We start from the raw sequence: 17,822 nt of genomic DNA, 5'->3' as shown, positions 1-17,822 counted from the left end.
GTGGGGAGACCCCTCCCCCCGAGGACTACAAGAAACGTACGTTTCAACATCTGGAGGACACAATGGGCTACAATGTGAATGTCGATACCGACAAGTGCGTGGGCTGTGGCGAATGCGTGGACGTTTGCCCCGTGGAAGTTTACGAAATCAAGGACGGCAAGTCCGAACCCGTGAACTCCGAAGAGTGCCTGGGCTGCGAATCCTGTGTGGAAGTCTGTGAAACCAGCGCCATCACCGTTGAAGAAGCCTAAGCCCTAAGGGTGCCCAAGCACCTGCAAATCAAAGTGCCGCCGGGCGTTTCGTCTGGCGGCACTTTCATAACCAGCGGAACGACCCCAATGATTCCTGATCTTCAGCCCATTTTTGCCGAATACGAAAAACTCCGCGCCAGCTGTGACGCCGTGTTCGAGCGTATCCGGCACGACCATGCCCAGTGCGTCACCTGCAAGGAAGGCTGCAGCGATTGCTGTCATGCCCTGTTCGACCTTTCCCTGGTGGAGGCCATGTACATCAACCGGGCTTTCCAGCAGGCTTTCGACTACGGTCCGCAGCGCTCGGCCATCCTGACCAGGGCCGCCGAGACCGACCGTCAGCTGACCCGCCTCAAGCGCGAGCTCTTCCGGGAAGAAAAGTCCGGCAAGAGCCCCGAAGCCATCATGGAAGAAGCCGCGCGCATCAAGTGCCGCTGCCCCCTGCTGGGCGATGACGACCGCTGCCTGCTCTACCAGGCCCGTCCCATCACCTGTCGCCTCTACGGCGTGCCCACCGCCATCGCCGGTCAGGGCCACGTCTGTGGCTTCGCCGCCTTCGAAAAGGGCAAGTCGTACCCCACCGTCTATCTGGACAAGATCCAGAGCCGCCTGGAAGACCTGAGCCGCGAGATCGGCCGCACCGTCAACAGCCGCTTCCGCGAGCTGCACGAAGTCTACGTGCCGCTCTCCATGGCACTCATCACCAATTACGACGAGGCCTACCTGGGCATCGGCCCGGCCAAGCCTGAAAAATAGGGAGCGCACCATGCCTTCCGAGCTCAGTTTCATTCCCGCTACCGTGTTCCGCGACGGCACGCCCCAGCGCCTCAACGAGGAACAGGAACAGCTCAAGCGTGAGATCTACGAGCGCATGAACCCGCGGCGCCGCAAGTTCGTGGACCGCATCGGCTACGATAACTGGGACCCCTTCCAGAAGCCCAACGATCCTCTGGACGTGCGCCTGGACGTGACCAAGCGCACCACCCAGCAGCTGGTGCGCGAGTTCCTCCAGCTCAAGGCCGCCAGGAACGAACAGTACGGCAACGACTACGGTCGCGGCGTGCTGGAATGCGCTCTGGGTATTGTGAACCGTGACGAAAAATTCCAGGGCATCACCGACTTCTGCCTCTGGTACCATGATCTGCTGAAAAAAGAGGGCCACATCCTATGAAACAGCGTTACGACGATATCGACGAATATATTGCCGACCTCAAGATGGAGATCGCGGCCAACGAGCAGTGCGCTACCCATCACTACAACCTGGGCCTGGCCCTGCTGAGCAAACGTGACTTCGTGGGCGCCGAAGAAGCCCTGCTCAACGCCGTGCGCAACTCCCCCCACCTGGCCGAAGCCTATGTGCAGCTCGGCGGCATCTGCCTGGAACGCGGCGACCTGGAAGGCTGCCTGCGCTACAATGAAGAAGCCGCCCAGTGCCGCGCCAAGTTCCCCGTGCCGTGGAGCAACATCGCCTTCGTGCACCTGCAGCGCGGCGAGCCGGACAAGGCCATCACCGCCCTGAAGAAGGCCCTCAAGTGGGACCCCGACTTCGTGCAGGCCAAGAACGCCCTGACCACCGCCTACTACATGCAGGGCGACTTCGAAGCCTGCGAAAAGCTCTGCAAGGAGATCCTGGAAAAGGAACCCGCCTTCGCTCCCGCCTGGAACAACATGGCCCTTGCCCAGTTCGACCTTGGCAAGTACGCCGAAGCCCGCCAGTCCGCCGCCAAGGCCGCCGAGCTGGGCTTTGAAGTGCCCGAGGGCTTCCTGGAAGAGCTCAAGGCCAAGGGCGTCTAGCACACGACGCGCGCCATCGCTGCCCTGAGGCAGTGTCTTTTTGATGAGGGGGAGAGGAGACCTTTTTGAAAAAAGGTCTCCTCTCCCCCTCATGCTCCCCCGCTCCTCCCAAAAACTTTTACTCTGGTCTGTATGGCGGGTCCCCGTCTTCGGATGACGGACACGTCATCCCCCCTGACCGCCAAGGGACAGACATGACCGGACTGGGGGAGTGAGCACCCGTCCGCGCCTGCCGCCTCCGAAAAATCTTTTTCGCACGAAGCCGGTCCCGTCCCGACTCCTTCGCATCAAGCGGCCCGCATACTGCCCCGCCAACAGACAGCACGCCAACCGAATGACGTCATTATCCCGCCTGAAAACAGGAAACGGGCAGCCATACGGCTGCCCGTTTCCTGTAATAAAGCGCGTTTGGGGGAGGATGGAGGGCCCGGGGGAAGGCCTCCCTTTGGGCGCTAGCTAAAGGGGGTCCCTTCCCCCCGGACAAACGCCCCGCTCTCCTGCTCTCCGGCATCCGTCACATCAGGCAGGCTGTTCTTTTCCAGCTGCCAGCGGCCCAGGCCGTTGAGGATGCAGCGGCGGGAATCCTTGGCCACGCCGTACAGGGCCTTGAGGGTCTCGCCCATGTCGCTGCGGGCGGTGTTGCCGGCCGAGGGGCAGGCATTGGCCCACAGGGGCAGCTCCCACTGCTTGGCGGCCTTGATGATGTACTTTTTCTCCACCAGCAGCAGCGGCCGGATCAGATGCAGTTTGCCGCCGAAGAAGGGCTCGTTCATGCTCATGCCGTCCACGCGGCCGTTGCGGCACAGGTTCATGAAAAAGGTGGAGACCAGATCCTCGGCATTGTGCCCCAGGGCCAGATGGGTGAGCTTGTACTGCGAACAGAGCTCGAACAGGCGTTTGCGGCGCAGCCAGGCGCAGCGGAAACAGGGGGAACGGCGCTGGTTCTCGGCCGAATGGGCGTGCGGGCCGAAGTCCGTCACCTCCAGATGCGAGGGGATGCCGTGCTGCGAGAGCCAGGCGGCCAGCGGCATATGGCTTTGCGGATCGAAGCCGGGATTGAGATGGATGGCCATGATCTCGAAACGGAAGGGCACGATGCCCTGCCGGATATGCAGGGTCTTGAGCAGCACGAAGCTGTCCACCCCGCCGGAAACGGCCACGCCGATGCGGCAGCCGGGCCAGATCATGCCGGTCTGCTGCATGGCCTTGCCGGCGCTCTTGACGCAGACCTCCTGCGCATAGGAGCGTTTTTCGCGCATATGTCCTCCTGCCCCGCAGGGCATGTGTTGCGTTGATCGGAGGCGGCAGACAGGGCAGGGACGATTTTCCGCGCCTCTGGCCTTGACAGCCGCACAAAAGACCAATAGCATAACTCGCTTGGGCAGGCAAAGAGTTCTGCCCCTATTGCGCCGCGCCCGCTGCTGTCGGGTACGGCGGCATTCATTTTTACACTCCGCCCGCTGTCTCGCGGGCAAGCCGGAGGAACTATGGCCCGCATTACCGTGGAAGATTGCCAGGAACGCGTGAACAACCGCTTTTTGCTGGTCCAGATGGCCATCAAGCGTGTGCGCCAGTACCGTGAAGGCTATGAGCCCCTCATCGAAAGCCGCAACAAGGAAGCCGTGACCGCTCTGCGCGAGATCGCCGCGGGCAAGGTGCTGCCTGACGACATGAGCCTGTACAATCCCCTGCCCGAAGGTCAGGAGTCCGCCAAGAACGAAGGCTAAAGGCCATGGCACAGCGAGACTATTACGAAGTTCTGGGGGTGGACCGCAGCGCCAGCGAGGACGAGATCAAAAAAGCCTATCGCAAGCTGGCCATGCGCTACCATCCCGACCACAACCCCGGTGACGCCGAAGCCGAACAAAAGTTCAAGGAAGCTGCCGAGGCCTATGACGTCCTGCGCGACGCCGAAAAGCGCGCCCGCTATGACCGCTTCGGTCATGCCGGTGTGCAGGGCGGCATGGGCGGTGGGGGCTTCACCAGCAACGAAGACATCTTCGCCCATTTCAGCGATATCTTCGGCGACCTTTTCGGCTTTGCTTCCGCCGGTGGCGCACGTGGTCCCCGCCCCATGCAGGGCGCCGACCTGCGCTACAACCTGAAAGTCACCTTTGAGCAGGCCGCCACGGGCGACGAGATCCCCCTGACCCTGCCCAAGCATGTGACCTGCCCCGACTGCTCCGGCAGCGGTGCCGCTCCGGGCAGCCAGCCCGAGACCTGCCCCCAGTGCCACGGCACCGGTCAGGTGCGCCATTCCCAGGGCTTCTTCCAGATCGCCATGCCCTGCTCCACCTGCCAGGGTACCGGTCAGGTCATCAAAAAGCCCTGCCCCCGCTGCAAGGGCCAGGGCATCGTGGAAGAACGCCGCGAGATCGTGGTGCGCGTCCCCGCCGGTGTGGATACCGGCACCCGCCTGCGTGTGCGCGGTGAAGGGGAACCCGGCGAGCACGGAGGGCCTCCAGGCGACCTGTATGTGGTCCTGCATGTGGAGCCCAGCAAAAAGTACGAACGCCAGGGCCAGGACCTCATCTACACCTGCGAGATCAGCTTCGTGCAGGCGGCCCTCGGCCACCGCGTGGAAGTGCCCGGCCTCAAGGGCCCGCTGCCCCTGGACATCCCCAAGGGCATCCAGAGCGGCACCCTGCTGCGCCTCAAGGGCGAAGGCATGCCCTACCCCGGTCGCAGCAACCGCGGCGACCTGCTGGTGGAAGTCAAAGTCCTGACCCCCACCCGCGTCTCGGACAAGCAGGCCGAACTGCTGCGTGAATTCGAACGCCTGGAAAGTGAAAGCCCGCTGGACAAGGTCAAGAACCTGGGCAAGAAGCTGAGCAAAAAAATGGGCCTGGACTAGGGCGCTGATGCGCGCGAGGACAGGAGCCCACCTCACAAAACGAGCTCTTATGCAAAAGGGTGACAGTCGCCAGGACTGCCACCCTTTTTCTTTTATGCAAGCTTTCTGCGGCGCGGGCCGACGTGTCCGCCCGGCGCTGTCGGGGCTGACACCATAAGGGAACGGCCGCCGGCAAAAGCGTGAATCCCGCTGCCCCTGCGCCCTCATGGTGCCGGCCGGATGCTGCCGTCCAGCCCTCCGTCCGGCTCACGGGCCCCGGCACTCTGTCGTCCCGGCTAGACGCCCTGCCCCTCCTGCATGGCCAGGGCCCGCAGGCTCCGGTAATCCACCTTGCCCGACCCCAGCAGGGGCAGGGCCGCCAGCCATCGCACCCGGCGCAGCATGTACAGGGCGGAAAGACCTTCCTCCCGCAACACGGCATTGGCCTGTTCACGCTCCAGAGGCAGGGTCGTGAACAGTACCAGCACGGTCTGCCCCTCCTCTTCCAGCGCATCCACGGCCAGCACCGGGCCTTCCTGTCCGGCAGGGGCCATGAAATGACGCCCCAGCACGGCCTCCATCTGCGGCAGGGAGATCATCTCCCCGCCCAGCTTGACGAAACGCTCCCGCCGTCCCGCAAAGGTCATATGCCCGTCGCTGTCCGCCCGCACCAGATCGCCGGTGCAGTACCAGTCCTCGCCGTCCAGATGCAGGAAAGGCGAGGCCGGGCCGCCGTCGCTGCCCTGCCCCAGATAGCCGCCGAACACATTGGGGCCCCGCACCAGCAGCAGGCCTGTCTCTCCGGCCGCCAGCCGCTGCCGGGGCTCCTGCACGGATACGATGGCCGTCCGCACCGAAGGCAAAGGCTGACCGATGGTGCCCGTGCGGGCATCCGTGGGCAAGTTGAGGCTGATGACCGGCGAACATTCCGTGACGCCGTAGCCCTCGCACAGCAGCCCGCCGCCGCTCAGGCGGGCAAAATCATCATAAAGGCGCTGCGGACAGGCTTCCGCCCCCACGAAGGCCACGCGCAACGATGCCAGATCCCCGGGCCGGGCCTGCCGCAACATGCCGTCCAGGAAGGTGGGGGCCGCCACCAGCAGGGTCGGCCGCCACCGGCGGCATACGGCATCCAGACGGGCGCCTTCCGTAGGATTGGCGTGGAAGACCACCGGCACGCCGAAGCAAAGCGGCAGCACGATGTTGCCCGTGAGGCCCAGCGTATGGAAGGGCGGCAGCATGGCCAGCATGGCGTCGTGGCTGTCCAGGGCCAGGATGGCCGCCACGTCCCGGCAGTTGGCCAGGATGTTGTCATGGCTGAGCGGCACGCCCTTGGGTGCCGCCGACGAGCCCGAGGTGAACAGGATGGCCGCCGGCCGGGACAGCTCTCGGGGCACGGCGCAGCCTTCGAGCCCGGCCAGCGAAAGGAGCGCACGGCAGGCGGCCTCCAGCCGCAGACAGGGGGACAGGGAGGCTGCCGTATCTTCCAGCGGCAGCCATGCGGCCCCGGCCTCTTCGGCGGCTTCGCGCAGGCCGCTGCCTTCCAGGCGATCCAGCAGGGCCCGGGCACTGAGGATATGCCGCACCCCGGCCAGACGCAGACAGTGGCCCAGATTGCGCGGCCCTGTGGTCCAGTTCAGCATGACCGGCGTCTGTCCGGCCAGCAGCACGGCCAGCCAGGCCACGCAGGCCGCTGACGAGGCGGGCAGCATGATGCCCACCCGCTGTCCGCTGCCCAAACGGCGGCGCAGATGCAGGGAAAGGGCCACGGCCTGTATCCAGAACGCACGCGCCGTCAGTATCCGGCCGTTATCGGCCAGCAGGGGGCGGGACGGGGCGCGCCGCAACTGCCGCAGCATGACCAGCGGCAGATTGGGAGCATCAGGCAGGTTGAGCGCCCAGGCGGGACGGGCCCGCACGGCATCCAGCCAGGGGGAGGGCTCTTCCGGCGCTTCCGCTGTGGCGGCCTCCGGCATCTGCCCGGCGGCCAGCAGCAGACAGTCCCCCACCGTTCGCAAGCCTTCCAGAGTGGCGGGAGCGTGCCCAAAACGCTCTTCCAGCCGCACGGCCAGTTCCGTCAGGGCCAGACTGTCCAGCCCCAGATCAGTGTCCAGACGCTGGTCTTCCTTGAGGTTGCCCCACTCCGGGCCCAGAGGCGACGCTTCCGCCAGCAGGCGCAGCACGGCTTCCCTGTCGGCAGCGGCAAGCGGGGGCGGCGTGGCGGCCATCCGGGCCGATACAGCGCCTGTGCCCGCCCCGGACGGGACCTCGGCACGCCAGGGGAAAAGGATCTGCGGGCAGGCCTTTTCACCGCCGTCGGCATCATAAAAAGACTCCAGCAGCGCATTGTACGAACGGACGCCCTCCCCGGGCATGGGACGGCGGGACGGCAGAGCGCAGGTGATGCGCACCTCCCGCCGGGGCAGGAAGAACAGACCGTGACAGAGCAGCGACACCAGCCCGCGCAACAGGGCCCGGCCCAGCACGGGCTCGCCTGCGGCCCAGCTGAAGGACGAGCCCCAGAGGCCGCGCGTGCGCACGAGGACCAGACCGCAGTCGGGCACGGCCTGCAGCAGACGGTACGCGCCGCTGTTGCCGCCCAGATGGGTGCCGCCGTCCCGGCTCAGGCCGCCGGAGGGATACAAAAGGACGTTCTCGCCCCGGGCCAGCGCAGCGGCGCAGCCGTCCAGCGCTTCCCTCACTTGGTCACGGGCGGAAAGGCCGTCACGGCGCAGGTCCGGCAGGGAGATGCAGCCCGTCAGCGCGGCCACCGGCCGCAACCACGGGCGGTGGATCTGATGGCTGTCCGCCAGCGGCCGCAGGTCGAAAGCGGCAAGATGCGTACACAGCAGGGCCGGGTCCATGAAGGCGGGATGGTTGGGCAGCACGAGCACGCCCCTGCCCCGCTCACGCGCCCGCGCCACTTCGGCCTGCAGGACATCCAGCCCTTCCAGACGGACACGGTAACGCAGGGAGAGCAAATAGCGGCCGCAGCCCAGCAGCATGCGGGAGAACAGGATACGGACACGCGAAGCGGCCCGGCGAGGCCCCCGGGGCTCGTCCGCCTTCGCCTCCTCGTCCCCTGTCCCGCTCCTGCTGCCGCCATCGTCGCCATCAGGGAAAGCGGCCTTGAGGCGACGGGCAAAAAAGACGGCCCAGATCAGGGTAAGGCCGCCCAGCAGCATGTGGGCCACGGAAGGCGGGAGGAAGGACAGCAGGGCATAGACCGGCCCGGCCAGCGCCATGCCGGAAAAGGAAAAGAAATTGCTGGTGCCGAGGATGCGGCCCTTTTCCTCCGCTGCCGGGAGCAGCTGGATCTGGCTGGACACCGGCACGATATACAGGCTGCCGCAGATGCCCACCGCCGCATAACAGGCAAAGAGCAGGCCGAAGCGGAAGGCCTCGGGCGCGGCGGGCACGCCACCGGCGACCGCCAGCAGCAGGCCGATACCGGCGCAGGCGCGGGGCACGCTCCGCCGCCAGTCCCCACGGGCACGGCGGGCCGCCAGCCCGGCCCCGGCACAGATGCCCAGCATGAGCCCGCCGGGCAGCAGGCTGGCCATGGTGGGGCCAAGGCCCAGCTGGGCCACGCCGTAGGCATTGATCTCCAGCAGGACGAGGGTGGACAGGGTGTAGAAAAAGACATCGCCGCACAGGCACCAGAAGATGCCCTGGCGGGCACGCAGGCGCCACAAGTCGCGGGCGGAATCCAGAGCCCCCAGCCAGGGGAAGGGCGGCAGATCTTCCTTGCGGGCGGCAGCGGGACGGTAGGGGATGAAGAACACGGAGAGCAGGCCCAGCACCGCCACGCCCACGGCCACGGCAGCCACCAGCCAGCGCCCGAAGGGGATCTCCGTGGCGAGCCACTGCCGTTCCAGGGCGCCGCCTGCCAGTGTGATGCCCAGCAGGATGGAGGCCGTGGTGGCCAGCTTGAACAGGGCGTTGACGCGGGGCACGTCCTCGCGGGCGAACAGTTCCGGCAGGGAGCCGTTGAGGGCCGGGCTGAACAGGGTGGCGCTGGCCCCCATGCAGAAGAGCATGGCCAGCATGCCGCTCCAGTGCAGCTGGAGCAGCCCCCAGCCCCCGGCCAGCATGGCGCACACTTCCAGGGCCTTGGCCGCCAGTACCAAGCGGCACTTGGGATAGCGGTCGGCCAGCCAGCCCGCCCAGGCGGAGAACAGGACGAAGGGCAGCGAAAAAAGCACGGTGCCCCAGGCCTGCACGGCCGTATGGCCCATGCTCACGGCCAGCAGCAGGATGCCCTGCTTGAAGAAATTGTCGTTGAAGGTGCCGAGGGTATAGCTCACCCCCAGCGAGACGGTCTGTCGCAAAAATCGCCTGCTCATGCGCACTCCTTGCAGCATCCGTGCACGGCGGCGATCCCTGCCAAAGCCCCTGCCCAGCCGGGAGGATCAGGAACGGTCGCCCTGCTCCGCGGCCAGCTCGGCCAGCGCGTAATCCCGCACCCGGTCGAGCATCTCCACGGCAAAGGGCAGGTCGCGCCGGTAAAGCACTTCCCGGCCCTGCCGCCGGGGGATCAGCAGCCCGGCCCGTACGAGGACGTTCACATGATGGCTCACGGCCGTACGGCTCAGGCCCACGGTCGCCACAAGGCTGCTGAGGCTGATGCTCTCCCCGGGCTCGAAGAGCAGAAGGATCTTCTGCCGGGTGGCGTCCCCCATGGCGGAAAAGACCCGCGCCACGCGTTCCCAGTCGTCCGGCAGGGCGGTGATATACGAGGAATTCATGCCCTTGGTGTAGACGCTGAGAAAGTATGCTGTCAACATCAAACTAAAAAAGTAGTTTTATCGTGTCAACTAAAAAACTAGTTTTATAGTTTTAATGTCCACCCTCCTCGCCTGCAGGCTCCAGGGGCACACGCCCTGCCAGCCGGAACGAGGAACGTTTCCCCTATACAGGGCACAAAAAAACAGGGCCGCACAGCACCGGTGCAGCCCTTGCCGATATCGATAATTTCAAGATAGATGTCCGTGTGTTACGACAAACGATCCCGTCACATGCCCCGCAACGGCGATGCCGGCCTGACCGCAACGCGGGGACGGACTGCACCTCCATGCCGTAAAGGCCCATCCGCCCGCACGGGACGGATGCCCACGGCACGGCTCCCCCATCCTCTTGCCCGCCGCAGGTTCACGGGGCTCAGGCCGGGGAAGCTGCAGCCAGTCGCGTCATGGGCAAGCGCTCCGGCAGCTCCTGCGGCAGGGACAGGCGCAGGGCCCTCCCCCCATCCAGAGCCACGGCCAGCACAGCGCAGACGCGCAACTCGGCCCGTCCCGGCTCCTCCGGCAGGGACCCCAGGCACAGGAAAAAGGCCAGCCCTTCGGCCGGGCAGCTCCCCAGCAGGGCGTGCTCGGCCGCTGTCAGCCGCAGGGGGCCGGTGCAGCCCAAAGCGCAGGCCTCGCCCAGCAGCAGGCCCTCTTCCGGCTGTCCGGCCGGATGCAGCACGCCCACAGGGCTCCCCGGCTCCCGGCGCCAGAAATGGAAGTCCGCCGCAGCGGGGAAATCTTCCAGCCCGGCCGGAAAATGCCACGCCACCGGGACAGCCTCCCCTGCCGGGGACAGGGGGCTGAACAGCAGCGCGGCGTCTTCCGCCTCCGTCATCCCGCCCTGCCGGATCACACGCCCTGCCCTGCCAGCTTTTGGACCATCTCCTGCCCCATGACAAAGGCCTGACGGCAGTCCTGCGGGAACTGCTCCTCGCGCCGACGCCGCTTGTCCGCCTCGGAAAAACGGTCGGCCACATATCTGGCATAGTCGTCGAACTGCCAGGTGTCGGTCACATACTGGACGGAGGGCGTGCTGAAGATGCGCCCCAGATAGCCATCCATGACGGCCAGGGTCTCGGGATAGCCGTGCTGCCGCATGGTCTCCGCATCCACGTTCATGGTGTAGATGCAGGCCATCGCCAGACGGCGGGGCGCGATGGTGCTGCGCCGGCGGTCATAGACCAGATAGGGGAAGCACAGACGTTCCTGGAACGAACGCATGGCGCCCGTCACGTTACCGAAATAGACGGGACTGCCCAGGGCCAGCCCATCGGCCTTTTCCAGCGCGGCCAGCACGGGCGAAAGGTCGTCCTTCAGGGCGCAGTGCCCGTACGAGGCCCCGCCCCGGAGCTTGCAGGCGAAACAGCTGCGACAGCCGGAGGCCTGAAGATCATAAAGATGGATCAGCTCCGTGTCCGCCCCGGCGCTGCGGGCCCCTTCCAGAAAGTGTTCCAGCACCGTGGCCGTATTGCCCTTTTTGCGCGGGCTGCCGTTGACGGCGAATATCTTCATGGCATCGTGCCTCCGGTTCAGGCGGCCTTGGCGCCGCTGCTGTTGCGGGCCAGGGTACAGCCCACGGCCAGCAGGCTCAGGATACCGAACAGCACCATATCCACCTGCGTGCAGTGCAGGAAGGCGTCGATATTGTCCTTGCCCACCGGCTCATGGCCCAGAAAAATACTCAGGGTCAGGGTGATGATGGTCAGGTTGCCCAGCATGCCGGCCGTACGCACCGTGCCCACCAGCCCGGAAGCCTGCCCCACCCGCTGCGGCCCGGCCGCTTCGAGGATGATGGTGGTGTTGGGCAGGGCAAAGATGCTGGCCCCGGCACCAATGAAGCACTGGGCCCCCACGATGATCCAGAGCGAGGAATCCATGTCGAGGAAAGCGGCACTCAGCAGGCCCAGCCCGCAGAGCACCGTCCCGGCGGTACTGATGAGGCCCTGGTCATAACGGTCGCAAAGACGGGCGGCCAGCGGACTGGCCAGGGACTGCACGGCGGCCTGCAGGGCCAGCATCAGACCGGCCTCCTGCACGCTGAAGCCCCGCCCCACCTGCAGGTAGAGGCTGAAGAAAAAGACCATGCCGAAAAAGGAGCAGTAGTTGACGAAGGCCGCCACCAGCGACAGGCTGAGGACCCTGTTCCTGCGCAGCAGGCGCACGTCCACCATGGGGAAGGGACTGCGCAGCTCCCGCCAGACGAAACAGGCCAGCAGCACGAGACAGAGCAAAAAGAGCCCGCCGCCCAGCAGATGATCGTCCGCGATACAGGACGCGCCAAAGGTCAGGGCCGCCATGGCCCCGCCATAGAGCAGACAGCCCGGCACGTCGAAGGGCTCCTTGCCGGCGGTGCGCCACTCCAGGGGGACCCGGAAGATCATGATGCACATGGCGGCCAGCGCGGCCAGGCCCGTGCCCCAGAACAGCCAGCGCCAGCCCAGCCAGCCGGCCACCAGACCGCCCACCGGCGGCCCGCAGGCGATGCCCGCATAAACGGCCACGCCGCTGAGGCCAAGATAGCTGGCCCGCATCTCCTTGGGCGCGGCGGACGCCAGCAGGGCCAGGCTGGACGAACTCAGCATGGCGGCCCCCATGCCCTGGAACAGGCGCAGGCCGATGAAGACGTCGATATGAGGGATGTAACCCAGCACCAGAGCCAGCACACTGAACAGGCTCAGGCCAAAAAGGAAGACCCGGCGCCGTCCGTAGATATCCCCCAGGGTGCCTCCGGCCAGCTGGAACACGACCAGCCCCAGCGTATAGACGGCCCCCAGCAGACTGAGTTCACGGGCACTGGCCCCCAGGCTTTCCCCCAGGGGCGGCAGGACGGCGTTGACCCCGGCCACCATGAACGGCATGAAAAACTGCGCCGCGCAGACGGCCAGCAACAACCAGCGATGTTCTTTTGCGATGCTCATGGATAACCCTAAAACCGGAGGCCGGGGGTGGTCAACCGGATGTGAAATCGTGAAAAAAAAACAGTTACGGTGAGAAATGATCGCCTCCGTGCAGGGCACAAGACGGCGGCCCGGGGCCGGGCCATGCCTGCAGCAGCGACGCAGGCGGTGCCGGTCCGGAGCACGGTCCCCTCCCTGCGGGGGCGTATCGGGATGCGACGAAAAAACGGGAAGGACACCTGGCCCTTCCCGTTTTTTCAGGGAGCCGCGCGATCCCGGCAGCTCCCGTCATCATTCATGTTCTCCCCCACCGGGGAAGCGGCCTACAGGCCCGCTTCTTCCACCAGGCGCAGGCACATCTCGGATTTGTTGAGGCTGTACAGATGGATGCCGGGCGCGCCGCAATCCAGCAGCTGCCGGATCTGGCGGGCGGCAAAACGCAGGCCCGCTTCGCGCACGGCCTCCACACCGCCTTCGTTGTGGGCCGCTTCCAGTTCCAGATAGAGCTTGCCCGGAATGTTGGCCCCGCACAGCGAGAGCACGCGGCGCAGGGAATCGAAGCTCTGGATGGGCAGGATGCCCGGGATGACCGGCGTCTCCAGTCCGGCGGCGCGCAGCGAGCTGACCAGGGACTCATACTCGCGCACATCGAAGAAAAGCTGGGTGATGACGAAATCCGCTCCGGCGCGCAGCTTGTCGGCCAGATAGGCCCGGTCCGACGCGAAGGTGGCCGCATCGGGATGGGGCGCGGGATAGCCCGCCACACCGATGCCCAGGTCGGGATGCTCCGAGCGCAGGAAACGCACGAGGTCACGGGCGTTGTGGAAATGGCCCGCGTTCCAGTCCCAGTCGCTCACGCCGCGCGGCGCATCCCCGCGCAGGGCCAGCACGTTGTGGACCCCGGCAGCACGCAGATGGCTCACAAAATCGCTGATGGCCTGCGGCTCGGCGCCCACACAGGTCAGGTGCGCCATGACGGTGAAGCCCCGCCGGGCCAGCTCCGCCGTGACGTTCAGTGTGTTCTGCTGTTTGCCGCCCCCCGCACCGTAGGTGACGGAGAGGAAAAGGGGATCGATCGAGCGCAGGCGCTCCACGGTCTCGTAGAACTCCGGCAGATGACTTTCCGCGGCAGGGGGAAAAAATTCCAAAGAAACAAAAGGCTTGGTTGTCTGGCGGAGAGCCTGGGCGATCTGCATGACAAAACTCCTGGGAACTGTGAATCAGAAAAAACGGTTTCGATGCCCCAACAATATCAATATAACTTGATAAGTCAATATAGTTTGCCCGCCCCTTCCCGCCAAAGCCTGATGCTTGCCAAAAAAACAAGGGCGCTCTATGTCAGCAGGTATGGACGCTTCGGTCGCACCCGCTTTTTGTCATCCCGCCTTCCCTGCCGGTCTGCTCCGCCGCAGGCAGCACGCTCTTCTTGCCTGCTGTCTTCGCTCGCTCTACCTGCTGCTCTGCCTGCTGGTCTTCTGCCCTGCCGAAGCCGGAGCGGAAGGGGACCTTCCGCCTGCCCCCCCTGCGCCTTCCCTGAGTCTGGAACTGGAACAGCTCGACCTTTCCGGCCTGCCCGGCCTGCCCCCGCTGCCCGCCGAGGATGAAGTCCTGCCTGCGGCAGCCACCCAGGCCCTGCCGCTCCCGGACGAGGCCCCGGCAGCGGACGCCGGCGCCGAGGCCGATGCGGCTCTGCCGGAAGCCCCCCGCTGGAACGCCCTGGAAGAGGGGCTCGAATATGCGGAGTTCTCCCTGCAATCCGAAGCCGGGCAGCAGGCCTCTTTGACCGTCCTGCGTATCGACCCGGAATTGTTCGACTTCCGCCTCTATGCCAGCGCGGCCCACAAGCATCCTGCCCTGACCCTTGGCCAGTGGGCCGACAGCCATGATCTGGTGGCCGCCATCAATGCCAGCATGTATCTTCCCGACGGCGTCACCAGCACGGGCTACATGCGCCAGGACGACTACATCAACAACAAGCGCCTGGTCCGCCGCTTCGGCGCCTTCTTCGTGGCCGGTCCCCGCCAGGAGGGCCTGCCCCGCGCCGACATCCTGACCCGCGAGGATACCCAGTGGCAGGAACTGCTGGAGCAATACCGCCTGGTCATCCAGAACTACCGCATGATCAATGACGAGCGCCGCATCCTCTGGTCTCCCGGCGGCCCCCTGTACGCCATCTCGGCAGTGGCCGAGGACGGGGCGGGCAAGATCCTCTTCCTGCACTGCCGCGAACCGCTGGAAGCCTACAGCTTTGCCCACGCTCTGCTCCACCTGCCGCTGGATGTCCGTACCGTCATGTATGTGGAAGGCGGCATGCAGGCCGGGCTGGTGATCCGCTCCCCCGGGCTGCATCAGGAGCTGCGCGGACGGCACCTGGCCGATTTCTGGGTCACGGGCAATGTGCGGGCCCAGCTGCCCAATGTGCTGGGCATCCGTCGCCGGCATGCCCCGGCCCTACCGGACTGTCCCACCATGCTCCAGCAGACGGCCGTCCCCGCCGCTGCCGCCGAATGATGGCGGAACACGCCAGATATACAGACTTTTTTCTCTGCATCCTTCGCGCCAGGGCGGGAACGAGTTTTGTGAAAAACTTCTTTATTAAGAAAAATTACTATTATAGCCGAAAAACCTCTTTACAGCGGGGCCGTCTTGGTTCAAAGTAGCGTCGTCGGAAGGAGTTCCGGCAACATGCAAACACCGATCCCAACTGTCCGGCTGCGGACAAAGGTAGACAAATATCATGCCGAATCAGCTTGAAGTTTATAAGTGCACTCATTGCGGCAATATCGTTGAAGTCATCCACGGCGGCGGCGCCAGCCTGGTCTGCTGTGGCGAGAACATGAAGCTCATGAAGGAAGGCTCCACCGACGGCGCCATGGAAAAGCACGTGCCCGTGATCGAAAAGATCGAAGGCGGTTACAAAGTGACCGTGGGCAGCGTGGCCCATCCCATGGACGAGAACCACTACATCGAGTGGATCGAACTGCTGGCCGACAACCAGAGCCTGACCTGTTTCCTGAAGCCGGGCGACAAGCCTGAAGCGGTGTTCAAGACCGACGCCGAAAAGGTCACTGCCCGCGAATACTGCAACCTTCACGGCCACTGGAAGGCCGAAAACTAGGCTCATAAGGAGAGACACCATGAAATACGTTTGCAGCGTGTGCGGTTACGAATACGATCCCGCCGAAAACGACAACGTGCCCTTCGACCAGCTGCCTGATGACTGGACCTGCCCCGTCTGTGGCGTGAGCAAGGATCAGTTCGAACAGGCCTAAGCCCTGTTTCTTCCGCTCTTTCCGCCTGCCCTGCCGCCCTGCGGCAGGGCAGGCTCGTTTATGCCCTTTGCGGCATCCTGACCGTGAACAATATCCCCTAATGGAGAATTTTCATGCAGCCCGTTGAAATTAAAAAAGATATTTTCTGGGTCGGTTGCGTGGACTACGATCACCGTGACTTCCACGGCTATTCCCGCTCCCCCGAAGGTTCCACCTACAATGCCTACCTGATCCGCGACGAAAAGAACGTCCTGATGGATACCGTGTATCCCGGCTGGGCCGGCAACATGCTGTGCCGCATCGCCAAGATCATGGATCCTGAAAAGATCGACTACATCGTCTGCAACCACATGGAACCCGACCACGCCGGCAGCCTGGCCGAAGTGGTGGCCCGCGTGAAGCCCGAAAAGATCTTCGTCTCCACCCTGGGCTACAAGTCCATGCAGGGCTACTTCGACTGCAAGGACTGGCCCATCGAAGTGGTCAAGAGCGGCGACAAGCTGAACATCGGCAAGCGCAACATCATCTTCCAGGAGACCCGCATGCTGCACTGGCCCGACAGCATGGTCTCCTACATCCCCGAAGACAAGCTGCTCATCAGCAACGACGCCTTCGGCCAGAACATCGCCACCAGTTACCGCTATGCCGATGAGCACGACCAGGGCGACTTCGTGCGCGCCATCAAGGAATACTACTACAACATCGTGCTGCCCTACTCTCCCCAGGTGCTGAAGACCCTGCCCATCGTGGAGAGCCTGGACATCGACATGATCGCCCCTGACCACGGCCTGATCCACCGCGGCGAAAAGTCCGTGAAGTTCATCGTGGACATGTACCGCCAGATGGCCGAACAGAAGCCCCAGCAGCGCGCCATGGTGATCTACGACACCATGTGGCATTCCACCGAAAAGATGGCCTATGCCGTGTGCAGCGGTCTGGAAGAAGTGGGCGTGCCCACCCGACTGATGTCCGTGAAGAGCAACCACCACAGCGAGATCATGACCGAACTGGCCAACTGCGGCGCCGTGATCGCGGGCTCCCCCACCCACAACAACACCATCATGCCCCTGATGGCCTCCACCCTGACCTACATGAAGGGCCTGCGTCCCCAGAACCGCGTGGGCGGCGCTTTCGGTTCCTTCGGCTGGTCCGGTGAATCCGCCAAGGTCCTGCACGAGATGCTGGCTTCCATGGGCATGGACATGCCCGCCGATTTCGTGAAGTGCAACTGGACCCCGCGCCACGAAGCCCTGCGCGCCTGCGTGGAACTGGGCAAGACCGTGGGCGAGGCCCTGAAGAAGAAGTGCCAGGGCGAATAAGCCCGCATCCTTCCGAATGCCCTACGGCGTCCCCAAACGGGGGCGCCGTTTTTTTATGCCCCGCGTGAAGCGGCAAAGAGCCTCCGTCCCATCCGGCAGGCAGGCATCGCCCGGCAGAGCGACGGGCCTGCCCTGCGTCCCGTCACGGACAGAGGCTTCCATCCCTGATGAGCGGGGCTGTCAGCTTCATCAAAAATCACCGTACGGGCAGCAATGAGGATCGTATCAGCATTGCGCCCGTCCTCGGCCCGGCAAAAAAGCAGACAAGGCTCCTGCCCGTATCCAGGCATCTTTCCGGACGCATGCGCCCGGCCCGCCCTGCATGACCGGTATCCTTGCGCCACGCCTGCGCGGCTCAACAACTTGCAGCCCCAAATCAGAACCACCCGCAAAGCGGGTGGTTTGCTCTGGCCCTGTAAGGGCCTGTTACCGGCTGCGCCTAAAGACGCTGGCTTTCACGCTGTTCAAGCCCAGTGCCCTTGCCGCCTTGGCTACCCCTTAAAGGGGTCTTGATATTCGCGTGATGTCAGCTTGTCTCTCATAATGTCGTGACGTTCCTGATCCTGGATATATTTTTTGATCGTTGCCTCATTAAGCCCCACCGTACTGACATAATATCCTTCGGCCCAAAATTTTCTGTTGCCAAACTTATATTTAAGGTTTGCGTGC

At 64.6% G+C, this 17,822-nt stretch carries 18 protein-coding genes; 10 read left to right on the top strand and 8 right to left on the bottom strand.

The window, feature by feature from the left end; all coding sequences use genetic code 11:
- Positions 1-62 precede the first annotated feature (62 nt).
- The 4 genes from HF854_RS06120 to HF854_RS06105 all read left to right on the top strand — a co-directional run bounded on the left by HF854_RS06120 (position 63) and on the right by HF854_RS06105 (position 2,045).
- Positions 63-251, top strand: coding sequence for a ferredoxin (locus tag HF854_RS06120; protein WP_040369804.1), 189 nt, complete (start codon positions 63-65; stop codon positions 249-251).
- Positions 252-338: 87 nt separating this feature from the next.
- On the top strand, positions 339-1,007 hold the full coding sequence (locus HF854_RS06115; RefSeq protein ID WP_168935497.1) for a YkgJ family cysteine cluster protein: 669 nt from the start codon (positions 339-341) through the stop codon (positions 1,005-1,007).
- A 10-nt stretch (positions 1,008-1,017) separates the two neighbouring features.
- Complete coding sequence (locus HF854_RS06110) at positions 1,018-1,422, top strand: hypothetical protein (RefSeq protein WP_006008157.1); 405 nt, start codon at positions 1,018-1,020, stop codon at positions 1,420-1,422.
- Entirely contained in the window at positions 1,419-2,045 is a 627-nt protein-coding gene (locus tag HF854_RS06105) for a tetratricopeptide repeat protein (protein WP_168935496.1), read from the top strand. The genes HF854_RS06110 and HF854_RS06105 overlap by 4 nt, the downstream gene beginning before the upstream one ends.
- 452 nt (positions 2,046-2,497) lie before the next feature.
- On the opposite strand, the gene HF854_RS06100 is transcribed toward HF854_RS06105, so the two are convergent.
- Positions 2,498-3,304: a tRNA lysidine(34) synthetase gene (locus HF854_RS06100; protein WP_168935495.1), complete on the bottom strand. Its 807-nt coding sequence runs from the start codon at positions 3,302-3,304 to the stop codon at positions 2,498-2,500.
- Between the two features lie 228 nt (positions 3,305-3,532).
- On the opposite strand from HF854_RS06100, the gene rpoZ reads away from it, so the two are divergent.
- Together rpoZ and dnaJ are read left to right on the top strand one after the other, a co-directional pair.
- Positions 3,533-3,772 (top strand): DNA-directed RNA polymerase subunit omega, encoded by a 240-nt coding sequence (gene rpoZ, locus HF854_RS06095; RefSeq protein WP_168935494.1) that lies wholly within the window; start codon positions 3,533-3,535, stop codon positions 3,770-3,772.
- 5 nt (positions 3,773-3,777) lie between these two features.
- A complete protein-coding gene (gene dnaJ, locus HF854_RS06090) occupies positions 3,778-4,899 on the top strand; it encodes a molecular chaperone DnaJ (protein WP_168935493.1) in 1,122 nt (373 codons plus the stop codon).
- A 275-nt stretch (positions 4,900-5,174) separates the two neighbouring features.
- Here the strand turns inward: dnaJ and HF854_RS06085 are convergent, their stop codons facing one another.
- The 6 genes from HF854_RS06085 to HF854_RS06060 all read right to left on the bottom strand — a co-directional run bounded on the left by HF854_RS06085 (position 5,175) and on the right by HF854_RS06060 (position 13,758).
- Entirely contained in the window at positions 5,175-9,224 is a 4,050-nt protein-coding gene (locus HF854_RS06085; RefSeq protein WP_168935492.1) for an MFS transporter, read from the bottom strand.
- 66 nt (positions 9,225-9,290) lie between these two features.
- Entirely contained in the window at positions 9,291-9,626 is a 336-nt protein-coding gene (locus HF854_RS06080) for an ArsR/SmtB family transcription factor (protein WP_168935491.1), read from the bottom strand.
- Between the two features lie 412 nt (positions 9,627-10,038).
- Positions 10,039-10,500: a hypothetical protein gene (locus HF854_RS06075; RefSeq protein WP_168935490.1), complete on the bottom strand. Its 462-nt coding sequence runs from the start codon at positions 10,498-10,500 to the stop codon at positions 10,039-10,041.
- A 14-nt stretch (positions 10,501-10,514) separates the two neighbouring features.
- Positions 10,515-11,177, bottom strand: coding sequence for a flavodoxin family protein (locus HF854_RS06070; RefSeq protein ID WP_168935489.1), 663 nt, complete (start codon positions 11,175-11,177; stop codon positions 10,515-10,517).
- A gap of 17 nt (positions 11,178-11,194) precedes the next feature.
- Positions 11,195-12,583 (bottom strand): MFS transporter, encoded by a 1,389-nt coding sequence (locus tag HF854_RS06065; RefSeq protein ID WP_168935488.1) that lies wholly within the window; start codon positions 12,581-12,583, stop codon positions 11,195-11,197.
- 302 nt (positions 12,584-12,885) lie between these two features.
- The gene (locus tag HF854_RS06060; protein ID WP_168935487.1) at positions 12,886-13,758 is read right to left on the bottom strand and encodes a methylenetetrahydrofolate reductase; all 873 of its coding nucleotides are present in this window, start codon (positions 13,756-13,758) and stop codon (positions 12,886-12,888) included.
- Positions 13,759-13,897: 139 nt separating this feature from the next.
- Here HF854_RS06060 and HF854_RS06055 point away from each other — a divergent pair, with 139 nt between their 5' ends.
- The 4 genes from HF854_RS06055 (at position 13,898) to HF854_RS06040 (ending at position 17,153) form a co-directional block, all read left to right on the top strand.
- Positions 13,898-15,073, top strand: coding sequence for a phosphodiester glycosidase family protein (locus HF854_RS06055; protein ID WP_240937676.1), 1,176 nt, complete (start codon positions 13,898-13,900; stop codon positions 15,071-15,073).
- A gap of 226 nt (positions 15,074-15,299) precedes the next feature.
- The gene (locus tag HF854_RS06050; RefSeq protein ID WP_006008126.1) at positions 15,300-15,680 is read left to right on the top strand and encodes a desulfoferrodoxin; all 381 of its coding nucleotides are present in this window, start codon (positions 15,300-15,302) and stop codon (positions 15,678-15,680) included.
- A 19-nt stretch (positions 15,681-15,699) separates the two neighbouring features.
- Positions 15,700-15,834: a rubredoxin gene (locus tag HF854_RS06045; protein WP_006008124.1), complete on the top strand. Its 135-nt coding sequence runs from the start codon at positions 15,700-15,702 to the stop codon at positions 15,832-15,834.
- Positions 15,835-15,947: 113 nt separating this feature from the next.
- Positions 15,948-17,153 (top strand): FprA family A-type flavoprotein, encoded by a 1,206-nt coding sequence (locus HF854_RS06040; protein WP_006008121.1) that lies wholly within the window; start codon positions 15,948-15,950, stop codon positions 17,151-17,153.
- Positions 17,154-17,644: 491 nt separating this feature from the next.
- Here HF854_RS06040 and HF854_RS06035 read toward each other — a convergent pair.
- Positions 17,645-17,822, bottom strand: a 178-nt coding sequence (locus tag HF854_RS06035) for a transposase (protein WP_205906053.1), incomplete at its 5' end; no start/stop codon positions are given.

The sequence above is a fragment of the Desulfovibrio piger genome (assembly GCF_012843875.1).
Lineage (GTDB): Bacteria > Desulfobacterota > Desulfovibrionia > Desulfovibrionales > Desulfovibrionaceae > Desulfovibrio.
This window is presented reverse-complemented; position numbering and strand designations above follow the sequence as displayed.